Origin of the sequence: Streptomyces smaragdinus (assembly GCF_009604385.1) — a bacterium.
Lineage (GTDB): Bacteria > Actinomycetota > Actinomycetes > Streptomycetales > Streptomycetaceae > Streptomyces > Streptomyces smaragdinus.
On the sequence record NZ_WEGJ01000047.1, the window covers coordinates 26,959 to 42,201 of the forward strand.

General features: G+C 69.7%; 14 protein-coding genes. 13 read left to right on the forward strand and 1 reads right to left on the reverse strand.

Annotated features, from left to right (window positions below; translation table 11 throughout):
- Positions 1 to 229 precede the first annotated feature (229 nt).
- The 10 genes from SRB5_RS31960 to SRB5_RS32005 all read left to right on the forward strand — a co-directional run bounded on the left by SRB5_RS31960 (position 230) and on the right by SRB5_RS32005 (position 10,265).
- Complete coding sequence (locus SRB5_RS31960) at positions 230 to 757, forward strand: M23 family metallopeptidase (RefSeq protein ID WP_153456977.1); 528 nt, start codon at positions 230 to 232, stop codon at positions 755 to 757.
- Between the two features lie 187 nt (positions 758 to 944).
- Positions 945 to 1,400, forward strand: a complete 456-nt coding sequence (locus tag SRB5_RS31965; RefSeq protein ID WP_153456978.1) for a hypothetical protein — start codon at positions 945 to 947, stop codon at positions 1,398 to 1,400.
- 4 nt (positions 1,401 to 1,404) lie between these two features.
- The gene (locus SRB5_RS31970) at positions 1,405 to 3,165 is read left to right on the forward strand and encodes an alpha/beta hydrolase (RefSeq protein ID WP_153456979.1); all 1,761 of its coding nucleotides are present in this window, start codon (positions 1,405 to 1,407) and stop codon (positions 3,163 to 3,165) included.
- A 313-nt stretch (positions 3,166 to 3,478) separates the two neighbouring features.
- Entirely contained in the window at positions 3,479 to 3,745 is a 267-nt protein-coding gene (locus SRB5_RS31975) for a hypothetical protein (RefSeq protein WP_153456980.1), read from the forward strand.
- A 124-nt stretch (positions 3,746 to 3,869) separates the two neighbouring features.
- Complete coding sequence (rpsO, locus tag SRB5_RS31980; RefSeq protein WP_153456981.1) at positions 3,870 to 4,160, forward strand: 30S ribosomal protein S15; 291 nt, start codon at positions 3,870 to 3,872, stop codon at positions 4,158 to 4,160.
- A gap of 365 nt (positions 4,161 to 4,525) precedes the next feature.
- Positions 4,526 to 6,754 (forward strand): polyribonucleotide nucleotidyltransferase, encoded by a 2,229-nt coding sequence (locus tag SRB5_RS31985; RefSeq protein ID WP_323378820.1) that lies wholly within the window; start codon positions 4,526 to 4,528, stop codon positions 6,752 to 6,754.
- Positions 6,744 to 8,135, forward strand: coding sequence for a M16 family metallopeptidase (locus tag SRB5_RS31990; protein ID WP_323378821.1), 1,392 nt, complete (start codon positions 6,744 to 6,746; stop codon positions 8,133 to 8,135). The genes SRB5_RS31985 and SRB5_RS31990 overlap by 11 nt, the downstream gene beginning before the upstream one ends.
- A gap of 83 nt (positions 8,136 to 8,218) precedes the next feature.
- A complete protein-coding gene (locus SRB5_RS31995) occupies positions 8,219 to 8,962 on the forward strand; it encodes a DsbA family protein (RefSeq protein WP_153456988.1) in 744 nt (247 codons plus the stop codon).
- Between the two features lie 88 nt (positions 8,963 to 9,050).
- The gene (dapB, locus tag SRB5_RS32000) at positions 9,051 to 9,806 is read left to right on the forward strand and encodes a 4-hydroxy-tetrahydrodipicolinate reductase (RefSeq protein WP_323378822.1); all 756 of its coding nucleotides are present in this window, start codon (positions 9,051 to 9,053) and stop codon (positions 9,804 to 9,806) included.
- A 6-nt stretch (positions 9,807 to 9,812) separates the two neighbouring features.
- The gene (locus tag SRB5_RS32005; RefSeq protein ID WP_323378823.1) at positions 9,813 to 10,265 is read left to right on the forward strand and encodes a tetratricopeptide repeat protein; all 453 of its coding nucleotides are present in this window, start codon (positions 9,813 to 9,815) and stop codon (positions 10,263 to 10,265) included.
- Between the two features lie 6 nt (positions 10,266 to 10,271).
- Here SRB5_RS32005 and SRB5_RS32010 read toward each other — a convergent pair whose 3' ends face one another.
- Positions 10,272 to 10,814 carry a hypothetical protein gene (locus SRB5_RS32010; RefSeq protein ID WP_323378824.1) on the reverse strand — a complete coding sequence of 181 codons (543 nt, stop codon included), beginning with the start codon at positions 10,812 to 10,814 and terminating at the stop codon, positions 10,272 to 10,274.
- Positions 10,815 to 11,271: 457 nt separating this feature from the next.
- On the opposite strand from SRB5_RS32010, the gene thyX reads away from it, so the two are divergent.
- The 3 genes from thyX (at position 11,272) to SRB5_RS32025 (ending at position 14,930) form a co-directional block, all read left to right on the forward strand.
- Complete coding sequence (thyX, locus tag SRB5_RS32015; protein WP_323378826.1) at positions 11,272 to 11,997, forward strand: FAD-dependent thymidylate synthase; 726 nt, start codon at positions 11,272 to 11,274, stop codon at positions 11,995 to 11,997.
- Between the two features lie 177 nt (positions 11,998 to 12,174).
- A complete protein-coding gene (gene dapA / locus SRB5_RS32020) occupies positions 12,175 to 13,074 on the forward strand; it encodes a 4-hydroxy-tetrahydrodipicolinate synthase (RefSeq protein WP_153456982.1) in 900 nt (299 codons plus the stop codon).
- A gap of 170 nt (positions 13,075 to 13,244) precedes the next feature.
- On the forward strand, positions 13,245 to 14,930 hold the full coding sequence (locus SRB5_RS32025) for a ribonuclease J (RefSeq protein WP_153456983.1): 1,686 nt from the start codon (positions 13,245 to 13,247) through the stop codon (positions 14,928 to 14,930).
- The last annotated feature ends 313 nt before the right edge of the window (positions 14,931 to 15,243 follow it).

Here is a 15,243-nt window from a genome sequence, read left to right on the forward strand (position 1 = left end):
TTTCGACCCGGCGCACCCACGTCCCACCTGCGGGATCCATGGGCCTGCGGGCCCGACGACCGGCCCGGAACGGGACTTTGGTCCCGCCCTGCAAGGGGTCGAATTCCCTTTGTGCGGCTACGGCCGGCATTAGTATCGGGGCCGCTTGAAACCTCTCCGGAATGTCCGTTATCAAGGAATTCGCCCGGCACCGTCCGCCGGTCGTTTTCCGTCCCGGAGGTTTTTACGCATGTACGCCGACATCACCGCCCGCATCCGCAAGACCCCCGCCCGCGCCGCCGTCGCGGCCGCAGGCGCCGGCCTGGCGCTCGCCGTCGCCGGTGGTGCGACCGCACACGCCGCCCCCGCGAGCGGCTGGGTCTCCCCGGTCACCGCCCCGTTCCACTTCACCGGCACCTACAACGCCGACGGCGCCCACTGGGCCCACAAGCACTCCGGCCAGGACTTCGCCGCCCCGACCGGCACGGCCGTCAAGGCCGCCGCGACCGGCACCGTCGTCACCAACGGCTGGGGCGGCGCGTACGGCAACCAGATCGTGATCAAGCACGCCAACGGCATGTACACCCAGTACGGCCACCTGTCGAAGTCGAACGTCGTCACCGGCCAGTCCGTGGCCGCGGGCAGCGTCATCGGCAAGATAGGTTCCACCGGCAACTCCACCGGCCCCCACCTGCACTTCGAGGTCCGCACCACGCCGTACTACGGCTCCTCGGTGAACCCGCTGGTCTACCTGCAGAACAAGGGCGTCAAGTTCTGACGGGAGCCCCACCCGTCCCCCCGGGGGCCGCCTCGCTGGTCGGGGCGGCCCCCGACTGCGGTAGCCGGGACAACTGCGCCCGAGGACGACCCGGATCCCCTGTGCGGTGTGGATGAGTAGGAGTACTCAGTACACACCGCTGCATCTCGACTACCCTCGGTGCCCCGGAATGCCGACAGGGGGGCACATGGCCACGTTCAGCGACGAGTGGGCGCAGCTGAAAGCGGGGGCCGCGCCCTCGATGCAATTAGCCGGCGCCAACGACGGGAACGCCGGAAGCCGGCTCGCTTCCGACCGGAAGGCCTGGTCCGCCGCCGCCGGCCAGACCCGCGGTGTACGGGGCCTGCTCCGGACGGCCGCCGACCGCCACCGCGAGAAGACCACCGGCGGCACCGCCGCGGGCACCGAGGGCTTCCTCACCACCTCCGGCCACCAGGGACTGCTCAGCTCCTGGGCGCGCCAGTTCGACCTGATGGAGCGCGAGTGCGCGGAGGTCGCGGGCAAGCTCGAGCAGGCGGGCGGCACGCTGGCGGGCAACGACGCGGCCACCGGCGACCTCTTCCGCGAGCAGGTGACCAAGCCCGAGACGACGATCCCGGGCCAGGGCAACCCCGCCATGGGCGGCCCGCGGGCGAGGATGTGATCGCATGGTGACGTTCCAGCAGTTACGTGACGCCAAGCCCGCCGCCTTCGAGCACTTCGCCGACGGCTGGCAGATCGTGAGCGGCGCGATGAGCGAGGCCAAGGACCGTACCGAGGCCCGGATCGCCGCCGGAATGCGCAACGCCAAGCTCGAGGGGGAAGGAGCTGACGCCGCCCAGGCCAGGCTCAAGCGCCTCGGCGAGAACTTCCACTTCACCCAGGTGCAGTGCGCCTCCGTCCACGCTGCACTGCACGGCTTCGCCGCCGACCTCAAGGCGGCCCAGACCAAACTCCTCCGGGCGGTGGACGACGCCCGTACGGCCGGCTACACGGTGCAGGAGGACGGCTCCCTCCACTGGACCCGTCCAGCCGCCGGGGCCGGGGCCCACCCCGGCACCCCCTGGTCCGACATGACGGGCGCCAAGGAGGCGGAGGCCAAGGTCTACGCGGGCTGGATCAGCGACGCCCTCCAGCAGGCGGCCGACGCCGACTACCAGTGGCGCTGCAAACTCGACGCCCTGCTCGCCGACAACGACCTCGAGGTGACCGACGCCGACTGGAAGGACGCCCGCTCCGACACCGCCGGCGTCCGCGCGGAGGCCGCCGACAGCGTCCCGGCCGACGCGATCCCCAGCGGCAAGACGCCGCAGGAGAACGCCGACTGGTGGGCCTCCCTCTCCGAGGACGAACGCGACCAGTACCTCGCCCTCTACCCCGAACAGATCGGCCGTCTCGACGGCCTCCCGTCAGCCGTACGCGACGAGGCCAACCGCGCGTACATGGCGGAGGAGGGCGCCACGACGCGTATGAAGCTGGACGGACTCAGGGCGAACGAGCCGCTCCGGTACCTCAAAGTCGGAGGGACGTACAGGGAGACCCCCGAGTGGAAGGAATGGAATTCGCAGGTCCAGCACTACGAAAAGGTAAAGAAGGGCATCCAGAAGATCGAGGAGCGCTTCGCGAAGACAGGGGAGGACGGGCTTCCCGAGGCGTACCTCCTGGGCTTCAGTCCCAAGGATGACGGCCGTGCGATCGTGGCAACCGGAAACCCGGACACGGCGCGGCACACCGCGGTTTACGTCCCCGGCACGGGCACCGACCTGTCCAAGATCGGTGGCGACATGAACAGGATGAACGAGCTGTGGTACAAGAGCAGTGAACTTTCGGACGGTCCCGTGTCCACCATCACCTGGCTCGGCTACGACGCGCCCGACAACATGTTCAAGGACGCACCGTTCTCGCACTACGCCGATGACGCCGCGTCGGCGCACAGCAGCTTCCTCCATGGCCTGAACGCGGCGCACGACCCGAGCGTCGACAGTCACACCACGGTCATCGGCCACAGCTACGGCTCCACCGTGGTGGGTTCCACCGCCCGCCAGTACGACCTGCCGGTGGACGACGTGATCTTCGCGGGCAGCCCCGGCGTCCAGGTCGGTTCCGCGAGCGACATCGGTGCTTCCCACGGCGTCTACAACATGGAGCTGCCGGGCGACATCGTGCCGGATGTCGGTCAGTTCGGTCACGGAGATTTCCAGGGGCCTGTCGAGATAAGGCGAGGGAACTGGGGACTCCCGGTCATTGATTTCAGGGCCCCGGGTTTTATCACTCCAAGCGACTCCGAATTCGGCGCCACGCAGCTCGCGACCGATGATGTTCCTGCCGATATGGACAACCACTCTCGGTACTGGAAAAAGGACTCGGGAAGCCTGGCCAACCAGGCCGCTGTGGTCACGGGTAACTACGACAAGGCCAAGACCGAGTAGCCGACCGTCAGAAATGCGACAGATGATGAAGCATAAAAGTGGCCTGCTGGCTGTTGCGATGACTCTGGTGGTCCTGACCATGACAGGATGTTCGAATATGACTGGTCTATCGGAGGACGGGCCTGAGATTCTGGCCCGCGTGCCGGCTCCGGTCGGAGACAAGATGGAGGAACTGTCCTCCGGGATCCTGCGGCATGCGGCCCTTGAGGGCGAGACAAGTCCGTCCGGAGGGCACAAGTCATATTGCGAGTCTCACCCGTATTCTGATGAGCACTACACATACCGAGACGAGTGGTCCGTCAAGGGGCCGCCGGTGCCACAGCTCGAGCAGGCGATCAAGCGGATCGCCGACACCATCCCGAAGGACGGCTGGAAGGTCCTGTTCTTCGGGCGCGACGAGCGGACCAAGGCCCGCGTGCTCACCCTCAAGGCCGAGTACGTCCACGGCGAGGACCGGTTCCTTGCCGACATCACCGTGCACGACCAGAGCCGTATGAACGCCGGCGCCAGCACCTCCCGCCTCCTCGGCAGCCTCACCTCCGCCTGCTACCGCGTCCCCGAAGGGGTGAAGGCCCCCTGACCCCAGCCGGTCGGACCCGCCCCCACCGGCTGGTAGCCTGGAACACTGCGCGCCCGAGTATCCACGACTCCCCTGTGACACAGACCAGGGGGCGCTCGTGCCGCGGAAACCACAAGGAGAAGGTATGTCGCTCGACACTGCGACCAAGAAGCAGATCATGTCCGAGTTCGGCACCAAGGAGGGCGACACCGGCTCCCCCGAGGTCCAGGTCGCCCTGCTGTCGCGTCGGATCTCCGACCTGACGGAGCACCTCAAGACCCACAAGCACGACCACCACTCCCGCCGCGGTCTGCTGCTGCTCGTCGGCCAGCGCCGCCGGCTGCTGCAGTACCTGGCGAAGAAGGACATCCAGCGCTTCCGCGCCCTGGTCGACCGCCTCGGCATCCGCCGCGGTGCGGCCGGCGGCGTCAAGTAAGGCGTCCGGAGGGGAGCGGTTCCCGCGCACGGGAGCCGCTCCTTTCGCGTATCCGCAGGGGCGGGAACACCGGTCGCGCGACCACCGGTACCCGCCAGGCGTCGTGAGGGCGCCGGAAGGTTTGTAGTCTGGTCGCAGCACGATACAGATGAATACGGGGAGCAACCGCCTCCGCCGCGCCACCGCCGGTCCTCGGTAGTGGCCCCCGGGTCCCACCCGGAGGCTTCGATCGAAGACCGGCCCGGCCGGACGTACCGGCCCAAGGCCCGGCCGCGGATGCTCTCCGGCCGTCTCCCGCCACACGGGCGGGAGGCGTACCCCGCCCCCGCCACACGGGCAGGGGCGCAGACGAGGAGATATCCCGAGTGGAGAACGAGACCCACTACGCCGAGGCCGTCATCGACAACGGCGCCTTCGGCACCCGCACCATCCGCTTCGAGACGGGCCGCCTGGCCAAGCAGGCCGCCGGCTCCGCCGTCGCGTATCTGGACGACGACACCATGGTGCTGTCGGCCACCACCGCTTCAAAGAACCCCAAGGACCAGCTCGACTTCTTCCCCCTCACGGTGGACGTCGAGGAGCGCATGTACGCGGCCGGCAAGATCCCCGGCTCCTTCTTCCGCCGCGAGGGCCGTCCCTCCGAGGACGCGATCCTGACCTGCCGGCTGATCGACCGTCCGCTGCGCCCGTCCTTCAAGAAGGGCCTGCGCAACGAGATCCAGATCGTCGAGACGATCATGGCGCTCAACCCCGACCACCTCTACGACGTGGTCGCGATCAACGCCGCCTCCTGCTCCACCCAGCTGGCCGGCCTGCCCTTCTCCGGCCCGATCGGCGGCACCCGCGTCGCCCTGATCAAGGGCCAGTGGGTGGCGTTCCCGACCCACACCGAGCTCGAGGACGCCGTCTTCGACATGGTCGTCGCCGGCCGGGTGCTGGAGGACGGCGACGTCGCGATCATGATGGTCGAGGCCGAGGCCACCGACAAGACGATCGAGCTCGTCAAGGGCGGCGCCACCGCGCCGACCGAGGAGGTCGTGGCCTCCGGCCTCGAGGCCGCGAAGCCCTTCATCAAGGTCCTGTGCAAGGCCCAGGCCGACCTCGCCGCGAAGGCCGCCAAGCCGGTCGGCGAGTTCCCGATCTTCCTGGACTACCAGGACGACGTGCTCGCCGCCCTGACCGCCGCCGTACGCGACGAGCTGGCCCAGGCGCTGACCATCGCCGGCAAGCAGGACCGCGAGGCCGAGCTGGACCGCATCAAGGGTCTGGCCGCCGAGAAGCTCCTCCCGCAGTTCGAGGGCCGTGAGAAGGAGATTTCCGCCGCGTACCGCTCGCTGACCAAGACCCTGGTGCGCGAGCGCGTCATCAAGGACAAGGTCCGCATCGACGGCCGCGGGGTCACGGACATCCGTACCCTGGCCGCCGAGGTCGAGGCCATCCCGCGGGTCCACGGCTCCGCCCTGTTCGAGCGCGGCGAGACCCAGATCCTGGGCGTCACCACGCTGAACATGCTCCGGATGGAGCAGCAGCTGGACACCCTTTCCCCGGTGACCCGCAAGCGGTACATGCACAACTACAACTTCCCGCCCTACTCCACCGGTGAGACCGGCCGCGTCGGCTCCCCCAAGCGCCGCGAGATCGGCCACGGCGCCCTCGCCGAGCGCGCCCTGGTGCCGGTACTGCCGACGCGCGAGGAGTTCCCGTACGCGATCCGCCAGGTGTCCGAGGCCCTCGGCTCCAACGGCTCGACGTCCATGGGCTCCGTCTGCGCCTCCACCATGTCGCTGCTGAACGCCGGTGTGCCGCTGAAGGCCCCCGTCGCCGGTATCGCCATGGGCCTGATCTCCCAGGAGATCTCGGGCGAGACGCACTACGTCACCCTCACCGACATCCTCGGTGCGGAGGACGCCTTCGGCGACATGGACTTCAAGGTCGCCGGTACGAAGGAGTTCGTGACCGCCCTCCAGCTCGACACCAAGCTGGACGGCATCCCCGCCTCCGTGCTGGCCGCGGCCCTCAAGCAGGCCCGCGACGCCCGGCTGCACATCCTCGACGTGATGATGGAGGCCATCGACACGCCGGACGAGATGTCCCCCAACGCCCCGCGGATCATCACCGTGAAGATCCCCGTGGACAAGATCGGTGAGGTCATCGGCCCCAAGGGCAAGATGATCAACCAGATCCAGGAGGACACCGGCGCCGACATCACCATCGAGGACGACGGCACGATCTACATCGGCGCCGTCGACGGCCCGTCCGCCGAGGCCGCCCGTACGACCATCAACGGCATCGCCAACCCGACGATGCCCGAGGTCGGCGAGCGCTACCTGGGCACGGTCGTGAAGACGACCACCTTCGGCGCGTTCGTCTCGCTGCTGCCCGGCAAGGACGGTCTGCTGCACATCTCGCAGATCCGCAAGCTCGCCGGCGGCAAGCGCGTGGAGAACGTCGAGGACGTCCTCCCGGTCGGCACCAAGGTGCAGGTCGAGATCGCCGAGATCGACCAGCGCGGCAAGCTGTCCCTCATCCCCGTCATCGAGGGCGAGGACGACAAGTCCGCCGAGGACAAGGGCTCCGACAAGAGTGACGCGTAACACCCGCGAGACGGCCCGCCCCTTCACCGAGGGGCGGGCCGTCCCCCGTCCCCGCCGCGCCGCGACCCGTACGGTCCTGGAGGGCGTCGACGGCATCGGCACCGTCCGGAAGACCACCCTGCCCGGGGGCCTGCGGATCGTCACCGAGACCCTGCCCACCGTGCGCTCCGCCACCTTCGGCATCTGGGCGCACGTCGGCTCCCGGGACGAGACGCCCGCGCTCAGCGGCGCCACGCACTATCTGGAGCACCTGCTCTTCAAGGGCACCAAACGCCGCTCGGCGCTCGACATCTCCGCCCCGATCGACGCGGTCGGCGGCGAGATGAACGCCTTCACGGCCAAGGAGTACACGTGCTACTACGCGCGTGTCCTCGACACCGACCTGCCGCTCGCCATCGACATCGTCTGCGACATGCTGACGGGCTCCGTCATCCGCGCCGAGGACGTCGAGGCCGAGCGGGGCGTCGTCCTCGAAGAGATCGCGATGACCGAGGACGACCCGGGTGACCTGGTCCACGACCTGTTCGCCCGGACGCTGCTCGGCGACACCCCGCTGGGCCGCCCGGTCCTGGGCACGGAGGAGACGGTCAACGGCCTCACCCGCGACCGCGTCGCCCGCTTCTACCGGAAGCACTACGACCCCACCCGCCTGGTCGTCGCCGCCGCCGGCAACATCGACCACGCCCAGGTGGTCCGCCAGGTCCGCGCCGCGTTCACCGCGGCCGGTGCCCTGACCGGCGAGGACGCCGTCCCGGTCGCTCCCCGTTCCGGCCGCCACAAGATCCGCGCCGGCGGCCGCGTGGAGCTCCTCGAGCGCCGTACGGAGCAGGCCCACCTCGTCCTCGGCATGCCCGGCGTCGACCGGCACGACGAGCGCCGCTGGGCCCTCGGCGTACTCTCCACCGCCCTCGGCGGCGGCATGAGCTCACGCCTGTTCCAGGAGATCCGGGAGAAGCGGGGCCTGGCCTACTCGGTCTACTCCTACACCTCGGGCTTCGCCGACTGCGGCCTCTTCGGCGTGTACGCGGGCTGCCGCCCGGCACACGTCCAGGACGTCCTCAAGCTCTGCCGCGACGAACTCGCCGAGATCGCCGCCCACGGTCTCACCGACGACGAGGTGCGCCGGGCCATGGGCCAGCTCGCCGGCTCCACGGTGCTGGGCCTGGAGGACACCGGTGCGCTGATGCACCGGATCGGCAAGAGCGAGCTGTGCTGGGGCGAGCAGCTGTCCGTCGACGCGATGCTGGCCCGTATCGCCGCCGTGACCCCGGACGACGTCCGTGCCGTGGCCGCCGACATCCTGTCGCAGCGCCCGTCGCTGGCCGTGATCGGCCCCGTCGGAGACCGTCAGGCCGCCCGCCTGGCGGAGGCGATCGGCTGAGCCCGCGCCATCCCTTGCGGGCGCGCCGCCCCTCATGATCTAGTTCCCTCCGCATCCAGGGAGGGAAGACGAACGTGAAGGTCATGAGGGGGGCGCACCGGGCGGTCGCGTCCGTGTGCGGTGTGCTGCTGGCCGCGGCGGCCGCGGGCTGCGGCGGCGGAATCAAGGACACCTCGGTGCCGCCCCCGAAGCCGTACCGGGCCATCACGGACGTCCCGGAGGCCCTGGGCAAGGACGGCACCACCATCGTCGTGGGGGACCCCGGGGCTCCGACGACCGTCCATCTGCTCGAGGACCCGCGCTGCCCCGTCTGCGAGGAGTTCGAGCTCCAGGGAGCGGGCGAGGCCCTGCGCGTCCTGGTCGAGCACCGCGAGGTGCGCGCCGAATACACCATGGCGTCGTTCCTGGACGACCGGCTCGGCGGCAAGGGCTCCCGAAAGGCGGTGAACGCCCTGCGGGCCGCCCTGGACCGGGACAAGTTCACGGAGTACCACGCCGTGCTCTACGAGAACCAGCCGGAGGAAGCGGTCGACGGGTTCACCGACGCGTACCTCCTCGACCTGGCGTCGAAGGTGGACGGCCTGCGCTCCCCGGCCTTCGACCGGGCGGTCAGGGGAATGACGTACGAGGACTTCGTGACGGCCTCCGAGCGCGCCTACGAAGCCGTCGGCGACGACCCCCGCGGCCCCGGCACCCCTACCGCCGTGATCGACGGCACCCCGGTGCCGGCGGAGTACAACGGCATCCTGTTCGACCCGGAGCTCTTCCGGGAGGCCGTCCGGCAGTCGGGTTTCGGCGTGCTTCCCTGGGAGACCGCCACCCCGTGACGGCGGGCGGCGCCGGGCCGATTTCGCTCGGAGCGGGGTGACGGGGGAGAATTCCTCCCGGCACACAGTGCGAGACGCGGAGGACGACGTGGGTGACACCCTGAGGGTGGCGGTGATCGGCGCGAAGGGCCGGATCGGCTCCGAGGCCGTACGGGCCGTCGAGGCCGCCGCGGGCATGGAGCTGGTCGCGGCCCTCGGCCGCGGCGACGACCTCGGCGAGCTGACCCGTACCGGCGCCCAGGTCGCCGTGGAGCTGACGCACCCGGACTCCGTGATGGAGAACCTGGAGTTCTGCGTACGCAACGGCATCCACGGCGTCGTCGGCACCACGGGCTGGACCGACGAACGCCTCGCCCGGCTGACCGGCTGGCTCGCGGAGAGCCCCGGCACCGGCGTCCTCATCGCCCCGAACTTCTCCATCGGCGCCGTGCTGACCATGCGCTTCGCCGCCCAGGCGGCGCGTTTCTTCGAGTCCGCCGAGGTCATCGAGCTGCACCACCCGACCAAGGCCGACGCCCCCAGCGGCACCGCCACCCGCACCGCCCAGCTGATCGCCGAGGCCCGCCGCGCGGCCGACCTGCCGCCGCAGCCGGACGCCACCACCACCGGACTTCCCGGCGCCCGCGGCGCGGACGTCGACGGCGTCCACGTCCACTCGGTGCGCGTGCGCGGCCTGCTGGCCCACCAGGAGGTCCTGCTCGGCGGCCAGGGGGAGACACTGACCATCCGGCACGACTCGCTGCACCACAGCTCCTTCATGCCGGGCATCCTGCTGGCGGCCCGCAAGGTCACCGGCACCCCGGGCCTGACCTTCGGGCTCGAGAACTACCTCGACCTGGACTGATCCACCGTGCGCAGCAAGATCACATACTTCCTCCTGGCGGCCGCCCTCCTCGCCTACGTCTTCCTCGCCGGCACCCGCGGCTGGATCCTCGTCCGCGACGGCCGCCCGGTGACGGTCACCTTCGGCGTCGCGGTCCTGGTGCTGCCGCTGATCGGCATCTGGTTCCTGTGGCGTACGACCCAGTTCGCCCTCAACGCGCAGCGGCTGGCCGGCGAGCTCGAGGCCGAGGGCGGTCTGCCGGTGGACGAGCTGAAGCGCACCCCCAGCGGCCGGATCGACCGGGACTCCGCCGACGAGGTGTTCCGCCGCCGCAAGGCCGAGACGGAGTCCGCCCCGGACGACTGGCGCAGCTGGTTCCGCCTGGCCGTGGCGTACCACGACGCCCGTGACACCCCGCGCGCCCGCAAGGCGATGCAGCGCGCGATCGCGCTCCGGCGGGCGAGCGGCACCACCGTCTGACCGGCGTCAGATGAGCTCGGCGCCCCACGCCTCGACGGTGTCCGCGGCACGCTCGAAGGCCTCGGGCCGGGCGAGGAAGTCGGCGTTCCGGTCCGTCAGCAGCTGCCGGACCTCACCGCCCCGCAGCTGTACGACGACCGCCTGACCCTGCACGGTCCGCGGCAGCCCCAGCCACCGCACCGGCTGCTGGGCCGTACGGACCGCCTCCACCGTGTGCCACGGGGCCGTACGGGTGTAGAGGAAGCCGACCAGACGCAGCCCGTGGGCGCTCACCCACACCCCCATGCGCAGCATCCGCAGCGCGGCCGCCGTCACCAGCACGGCGGCGGAGAAACAGACCACGGCACCGCCGGCGGAGCCGGCCATCATCATGATCACCGTGGCCAGCAGCAGATACGAGACGATCAGCAGCTCGAGCGCCGCCCCACCGACCCGCCACGGCCCCGGCCGGTACGGCCGCCGCCAGTAGTCGTGGTCCGCGTACGGAAGCGGCCCGTCGCCCGCAAGCTCGTCGAAGTCGCGGTCAGCCGTCTGGAAGGACAGGGGCACGGCAGATCCTCACGTCGTCGCTTCGGCCTTGCCCGGTGAGATTATCGGGGCCGCAGCGACGCTTCCACCCCGGCGCGGCGTACGAGCCCGCAGGGACGACCGCCTACGGCCGAGAAGTCCCCGTCTGCGCCGTCCCGGCACCGCCCTGACCGGTCTCCATGGCGGGCATCCCGAAGAAAAGCGCCCCTATGAGCCCCCCGACGACCAACGCCCCCACCAGCACCTGCCCGGGTATCTCCCCGAGACCACCCCGCCGTCGCCTCATCAAAACCCCTCCAAGTGCCCCGTATCCAGACATCAATCCGTATCACCAGACTAACAACCCTCACTGACAACCCCCGCTGACGCAGCCGGCCAGGGTGCCCCACAGCGGGTGGCCGGCGCCCGGGGGACCGGCGCTGTCACCCCCACCCCATAAGCTGACCGAGCACGAAGACCGCCCCCGAAAGGACCCCCGGTGACCGACACAAACCCCACGTTCAAAAGCGACGTCACCGTAGAACTCGTCAAACACAGCGCCTCGGACCGAGACGTCCTCTGGGCGGCGCGCGTGAGCACGGCGGGCGAGCAGTCCCTCGACGAACTCCAGAAGGACCCCGACCGCTCCAAGGGCCTCCTGAACTATCTGATGCGCGACCGCCACGGCAGCCCCTTCGAGCACAACTCGATGACCTTCTTCATCAGCGCCCCGATCTTCGTCTTCCGCGAGTTCCACCGGCACCGCGTCGGCTTCAGCTACAACGAGGAGTCGGGCCGCTACCGCGAGCTCCAGCCGGTCTTCTACGTCCCCGGCCCGGACCGCAAGCTCGTCCAGGAGGGCCGTCCCGGCAAATACGTCTTCGTCGAGGGCACCCCCGAACAGCACAAGATCGTCACGGAGACGATGCAGGAGTCGTACCGCCGCTCCTACGAGGCGTACCGCGAGATGCTCGACGCCGGCGTGGCCCGCGAGGTCGCCCGCGCCACCCTCCCGGTCGGCCTGTTCTCGTCGATGTACGCCACCTGCAACGCCCGCTCGCTGATGCACTTCCTCGGCCTGCGCACCCAGCACGAGACGGCGAAGGTCCCCTCCTTCCCCCAGCGGGAGATCGAGATGGTGGCGGAGAAGATGGAGGCCGAGTGGGCGAAGCTCATGCCCCTCACCCACGAGGCGTTCAACAGGAACGGCCGCGTCTCCCCCTGACACGCGCCGGAACCGGGGCCGGCGGCATTCCGTACCGGCCGATCCGGCCAGCCGCCCCGATTGCCCTATTTTGCGAACTTCGCATAGGCTGAGATCACGGACCCGGCACTGCTTGAACCCCCGAGCAGGCAGTGCCGGGTTCCCTTGCTGCACCGACCTACGAGTAGCGTGGGACCCATGGCTCCGACTTCCACACCGCAGACCCCGTTCGGACGGGTGCTGACCGCCATGGTCACCCCCTTCACCGCGGACGGTGCCCTCGACCTCGACGGCGCGCAGCAGCTCGCCGCCCATCTGGTCGACTCGGGCAACGACGGCCTGATCGTCAACGGCACCACCGGGGAGTCCCCCACCACCAGCGACGCGGAGAAAGCCCAGCTGGTACGGGCCGTGGTCGACGCGGTCGGAGCCCGCGCCCACGTCGTCGCCGGCTGCTCCACCAACGACACCCGGCACAGCGTCGAGCTGGCCCGCGCCGCCGAGCAGGCCGGCGCCCACGGCCTCCTCGCCGTGACGCCGTACTACAGCAAGCCCCCGCAGGAGGGCCTGTACCGCCACTTCAAGGCAATCGCCGACGCGACCGACTCCCCGGTGATGCTCTACGACATCCCCGGCCGCTCCGGCGTCCCCATCAACACGGACACCATGATCCGGCTGGGCGAGCACCCCCGGATCGTCGCCAACAAGGACGCCAAGGGCGACCTCGGCCGAGCCAGCTGGGCCATCGCCCAGACCGGCCTGGCCTGGTATTCGGGCGACGACATGCTGAACCTCCCGCTGCTCTCCGTCGGCGCCGTCGGCTTCGTGTCCGTCGTCGGCCACGTCGTAGCCCCCGAGCTGCGCTCGATGCTCGAGGCCCACCTCAACGGGGACACCCGCAAGGCCACCGAGATCCACCAGAAGCTGCTGCCCGTCTTCACCGGCATGTTCCGTACCCAGGGCGTGATGACCACCAAGGCCGCGCTGACCCTCCGGGGCCGGCCCGCCGGCCCCCTGCGTCTGCCCCTGGTCGGACTTACCGCACCGGAGACCGAGCAGCTCAAGCGCGACCTCGCCGCCGGCGGAGTGCAGCTGTAACCCGCCCGCACCCCGGACGGCGTACGCCGTGGAGTAATCGGGCGGCCACCAGACGTCATAACTGAATAGAGAACAAAGTCAACACATCACGCTCACGCGCGCCCTCGTACCTCCCGGACCGTCACCGACGGCCCGGGGCGTGCGCCGGCGCACGTGGTGAGGAGAGTCCTTTGAGTCATCCCCATCCCGAACTCGGCCCCCCGCCGCCGCTCGCCGAGGGCGCCCTGCGCGTCACGCCGCTCGGCGGCCTCGGAGAGATCGGCCGCAACATGACGGTCTTCGAATACGGCGGCCGCCTGCTCATCGTCGACTGCGGTGTCCTCTTCCCGGAGGAGGAGCAGCCCGGGGTCGACCTGATCCTGCCCGACTTCACCACGCTGCGCGACCGACTCGACGACATCGAGGGAATCGTCCTCACCCACGGGCACGAGGACCACATCGGCGGCGTGCCGTACCTGCTGCGCGAGAAGGCGGACATCCCGCTGATCGGCTCCAAGCTCACCCTCGCCCTGATCGAGGCCAAGCTCCAGGAGCACCGCATCCGCCCATACACCCTCCAGGTCAAGGAGGGCGACCGCGAGCGGGTCGGCCCGTTCGACTGCGAGTTCGTCGCCGTCAACCACTCCATCCCCGACGCCCTGGCCGTCGCCATCCGCACCCCCGCGGGCATGGCGGTGCACACCGGCGATTTCAAGATGGACCAGCTTCCCCTGGACGGCAGGCTCACCGACCTGCCCACCTTCGCCCGGCTCGGCGAGGAGGGCATCGACCTGCTGCTGGCCGACTCCACCAACGCGGAGGTCCCCGGCTTCGTCCCGCTGGAGCGCGACATCTCCGGGGTGCTGCGCACGGTCTTCGCGGGCGCCCAGAAGCGCATCATCGTGGCCAGCTTCGCCAGCCACGTCCACCGCATCCAGCAGATCCTGGACGCCGCCCACGCCTACGGCCGCCGGGTCGCCTTCGTCGGCCGCTCGATGGTCCGCAACATGGGCATCGCCCGCGATCTCGGCTACCTCCGTGTTCCCGCGGGCCTCGTCGTGGACGTGAAGACCCTCGACGACCTGCCGGACCACGAGATCGTCCTGGTCTGTACGGGCTCGCAGGGCGAGCCGATGGCGGCCCTCTCCCGGATGGCCAACCGCGACCACCAGATCCGCATCGTCCACGGCGACACGGTGATCCTGGCCTCGTCCCTGATCCCGGGCAACGAGAACGCGGTGTACCGCGTCATCAACGGCCTCACCCGCTGGGGCGCCAACGTCGTCCACAAGGGCAATGCCAAGGTCCATGTCTCGGGCCACGCCTCGGCCGGCGAGCTGTTGTACTTCTACAACATCTGCAGGCCCAGAAACCTGATGCCGGTGCACGGCGAATGGCGCCACCTACGGGCCAACGCCGAACTGGGCGCCCTGACCGGGGTCGCCCCCGACCACATCGTGATCGCGGAGGACGGCGTGGTGGTCGACCTGGTCGACGGCCGCGCGAAGATCTCCGGCAAGGTGCAGGCCGGCTATGTGTACGTCGACGGCCTCTCGGTCGGAGACGTCACCGAGACCTCGCTCAAGGACCGCCGCATCCTGGGGGAGGAGGGCATCATCTCGGTCTTCGTGGTCGTGGACTCCACGAGCGGGAAGATCGTGGGGGGCCCGCACATCCACTCCCGCGGCTCGGGCATCGAGGACTCGGCCTTCGCCGCGGTCGTCCCGAGGATCGAGGACGCCCTGGCGAAGTCCGCCCAGGACGGAGTCGCCGAGACCCATCAACTCCAGCAGCTCATCCGCCGCGCGGTGGGCAAGTGGGTCTCCGACAGCTACCGCCGCAGGCCCATGATCCTCCCGGTCGTCGTCGAGGTCTGACCTGCGTCAACTCCCGTCCGGACGGCCAGGCTCCCGCCGATTTGCGTTGGGCCTGGCCGTCCAGTACGTTTACGACACCGCCTGAACGAGAGCCAAGGCCCGCGTGCCCGCTGGACTCGGAGTTGAGGTTGGTAAATGAATTCCCGCCGACAGGGAATCGGACACTGAAAAGAGTCTGATAGAGTCGGAAACACCGAAGGGAAGCGCCCGGAGGAACCGGTGAAAGGGTTCCGAAGGAAGCGTCCGTTCCTTGAGAACTCAACAGCGTGCCAAAAGTCAACGCCAGATATGTTGATACCCCGTCGCTCACACG

Coding starts and splice junctions, on each gene's coding strand:
- rpsO (WP_153456981.1), top strand. CDS start 3,870: ATGTCGCTCGACACTGCGACCAAGAAGCAGATCATGTCCGAGTTCGGC.
- SRB5_RS31965 (WP_153456978.1), top strand. CDS start 945: ATGGCCACGTTCAGCGACGAGTGGGCGCAGCTGAAAGCGGGGGCCGCG.
- SRB5_RS31960 (WP_153456977.1), top strand. CDS start 230: ATGTACGCCGACATCACCGCCCGCATCCGCAAGACCCCCGCCCGCGCC.
- dapA (WP_153456982.1), top strand. CDS start 12,175: ATGGCTCCGACTTCCACACCGCAGACCCCGTTCGGACGGGTGCTGACC.
- SRB5_RS31995 (WP_153456988.1), top strand. CDS start 8,219: ATGAGGGGGGCGCACCGGGCGGTCGCGTCCGTGTGCGGTGTGCTGCTG.
- SRB5_RS31970 (WP_153456979.1), top strand. CDS start 1,405: ATGGTGACGTTCCAGCAGTTACGTGACGCCAAGCCCGCCGCCTTCGAG.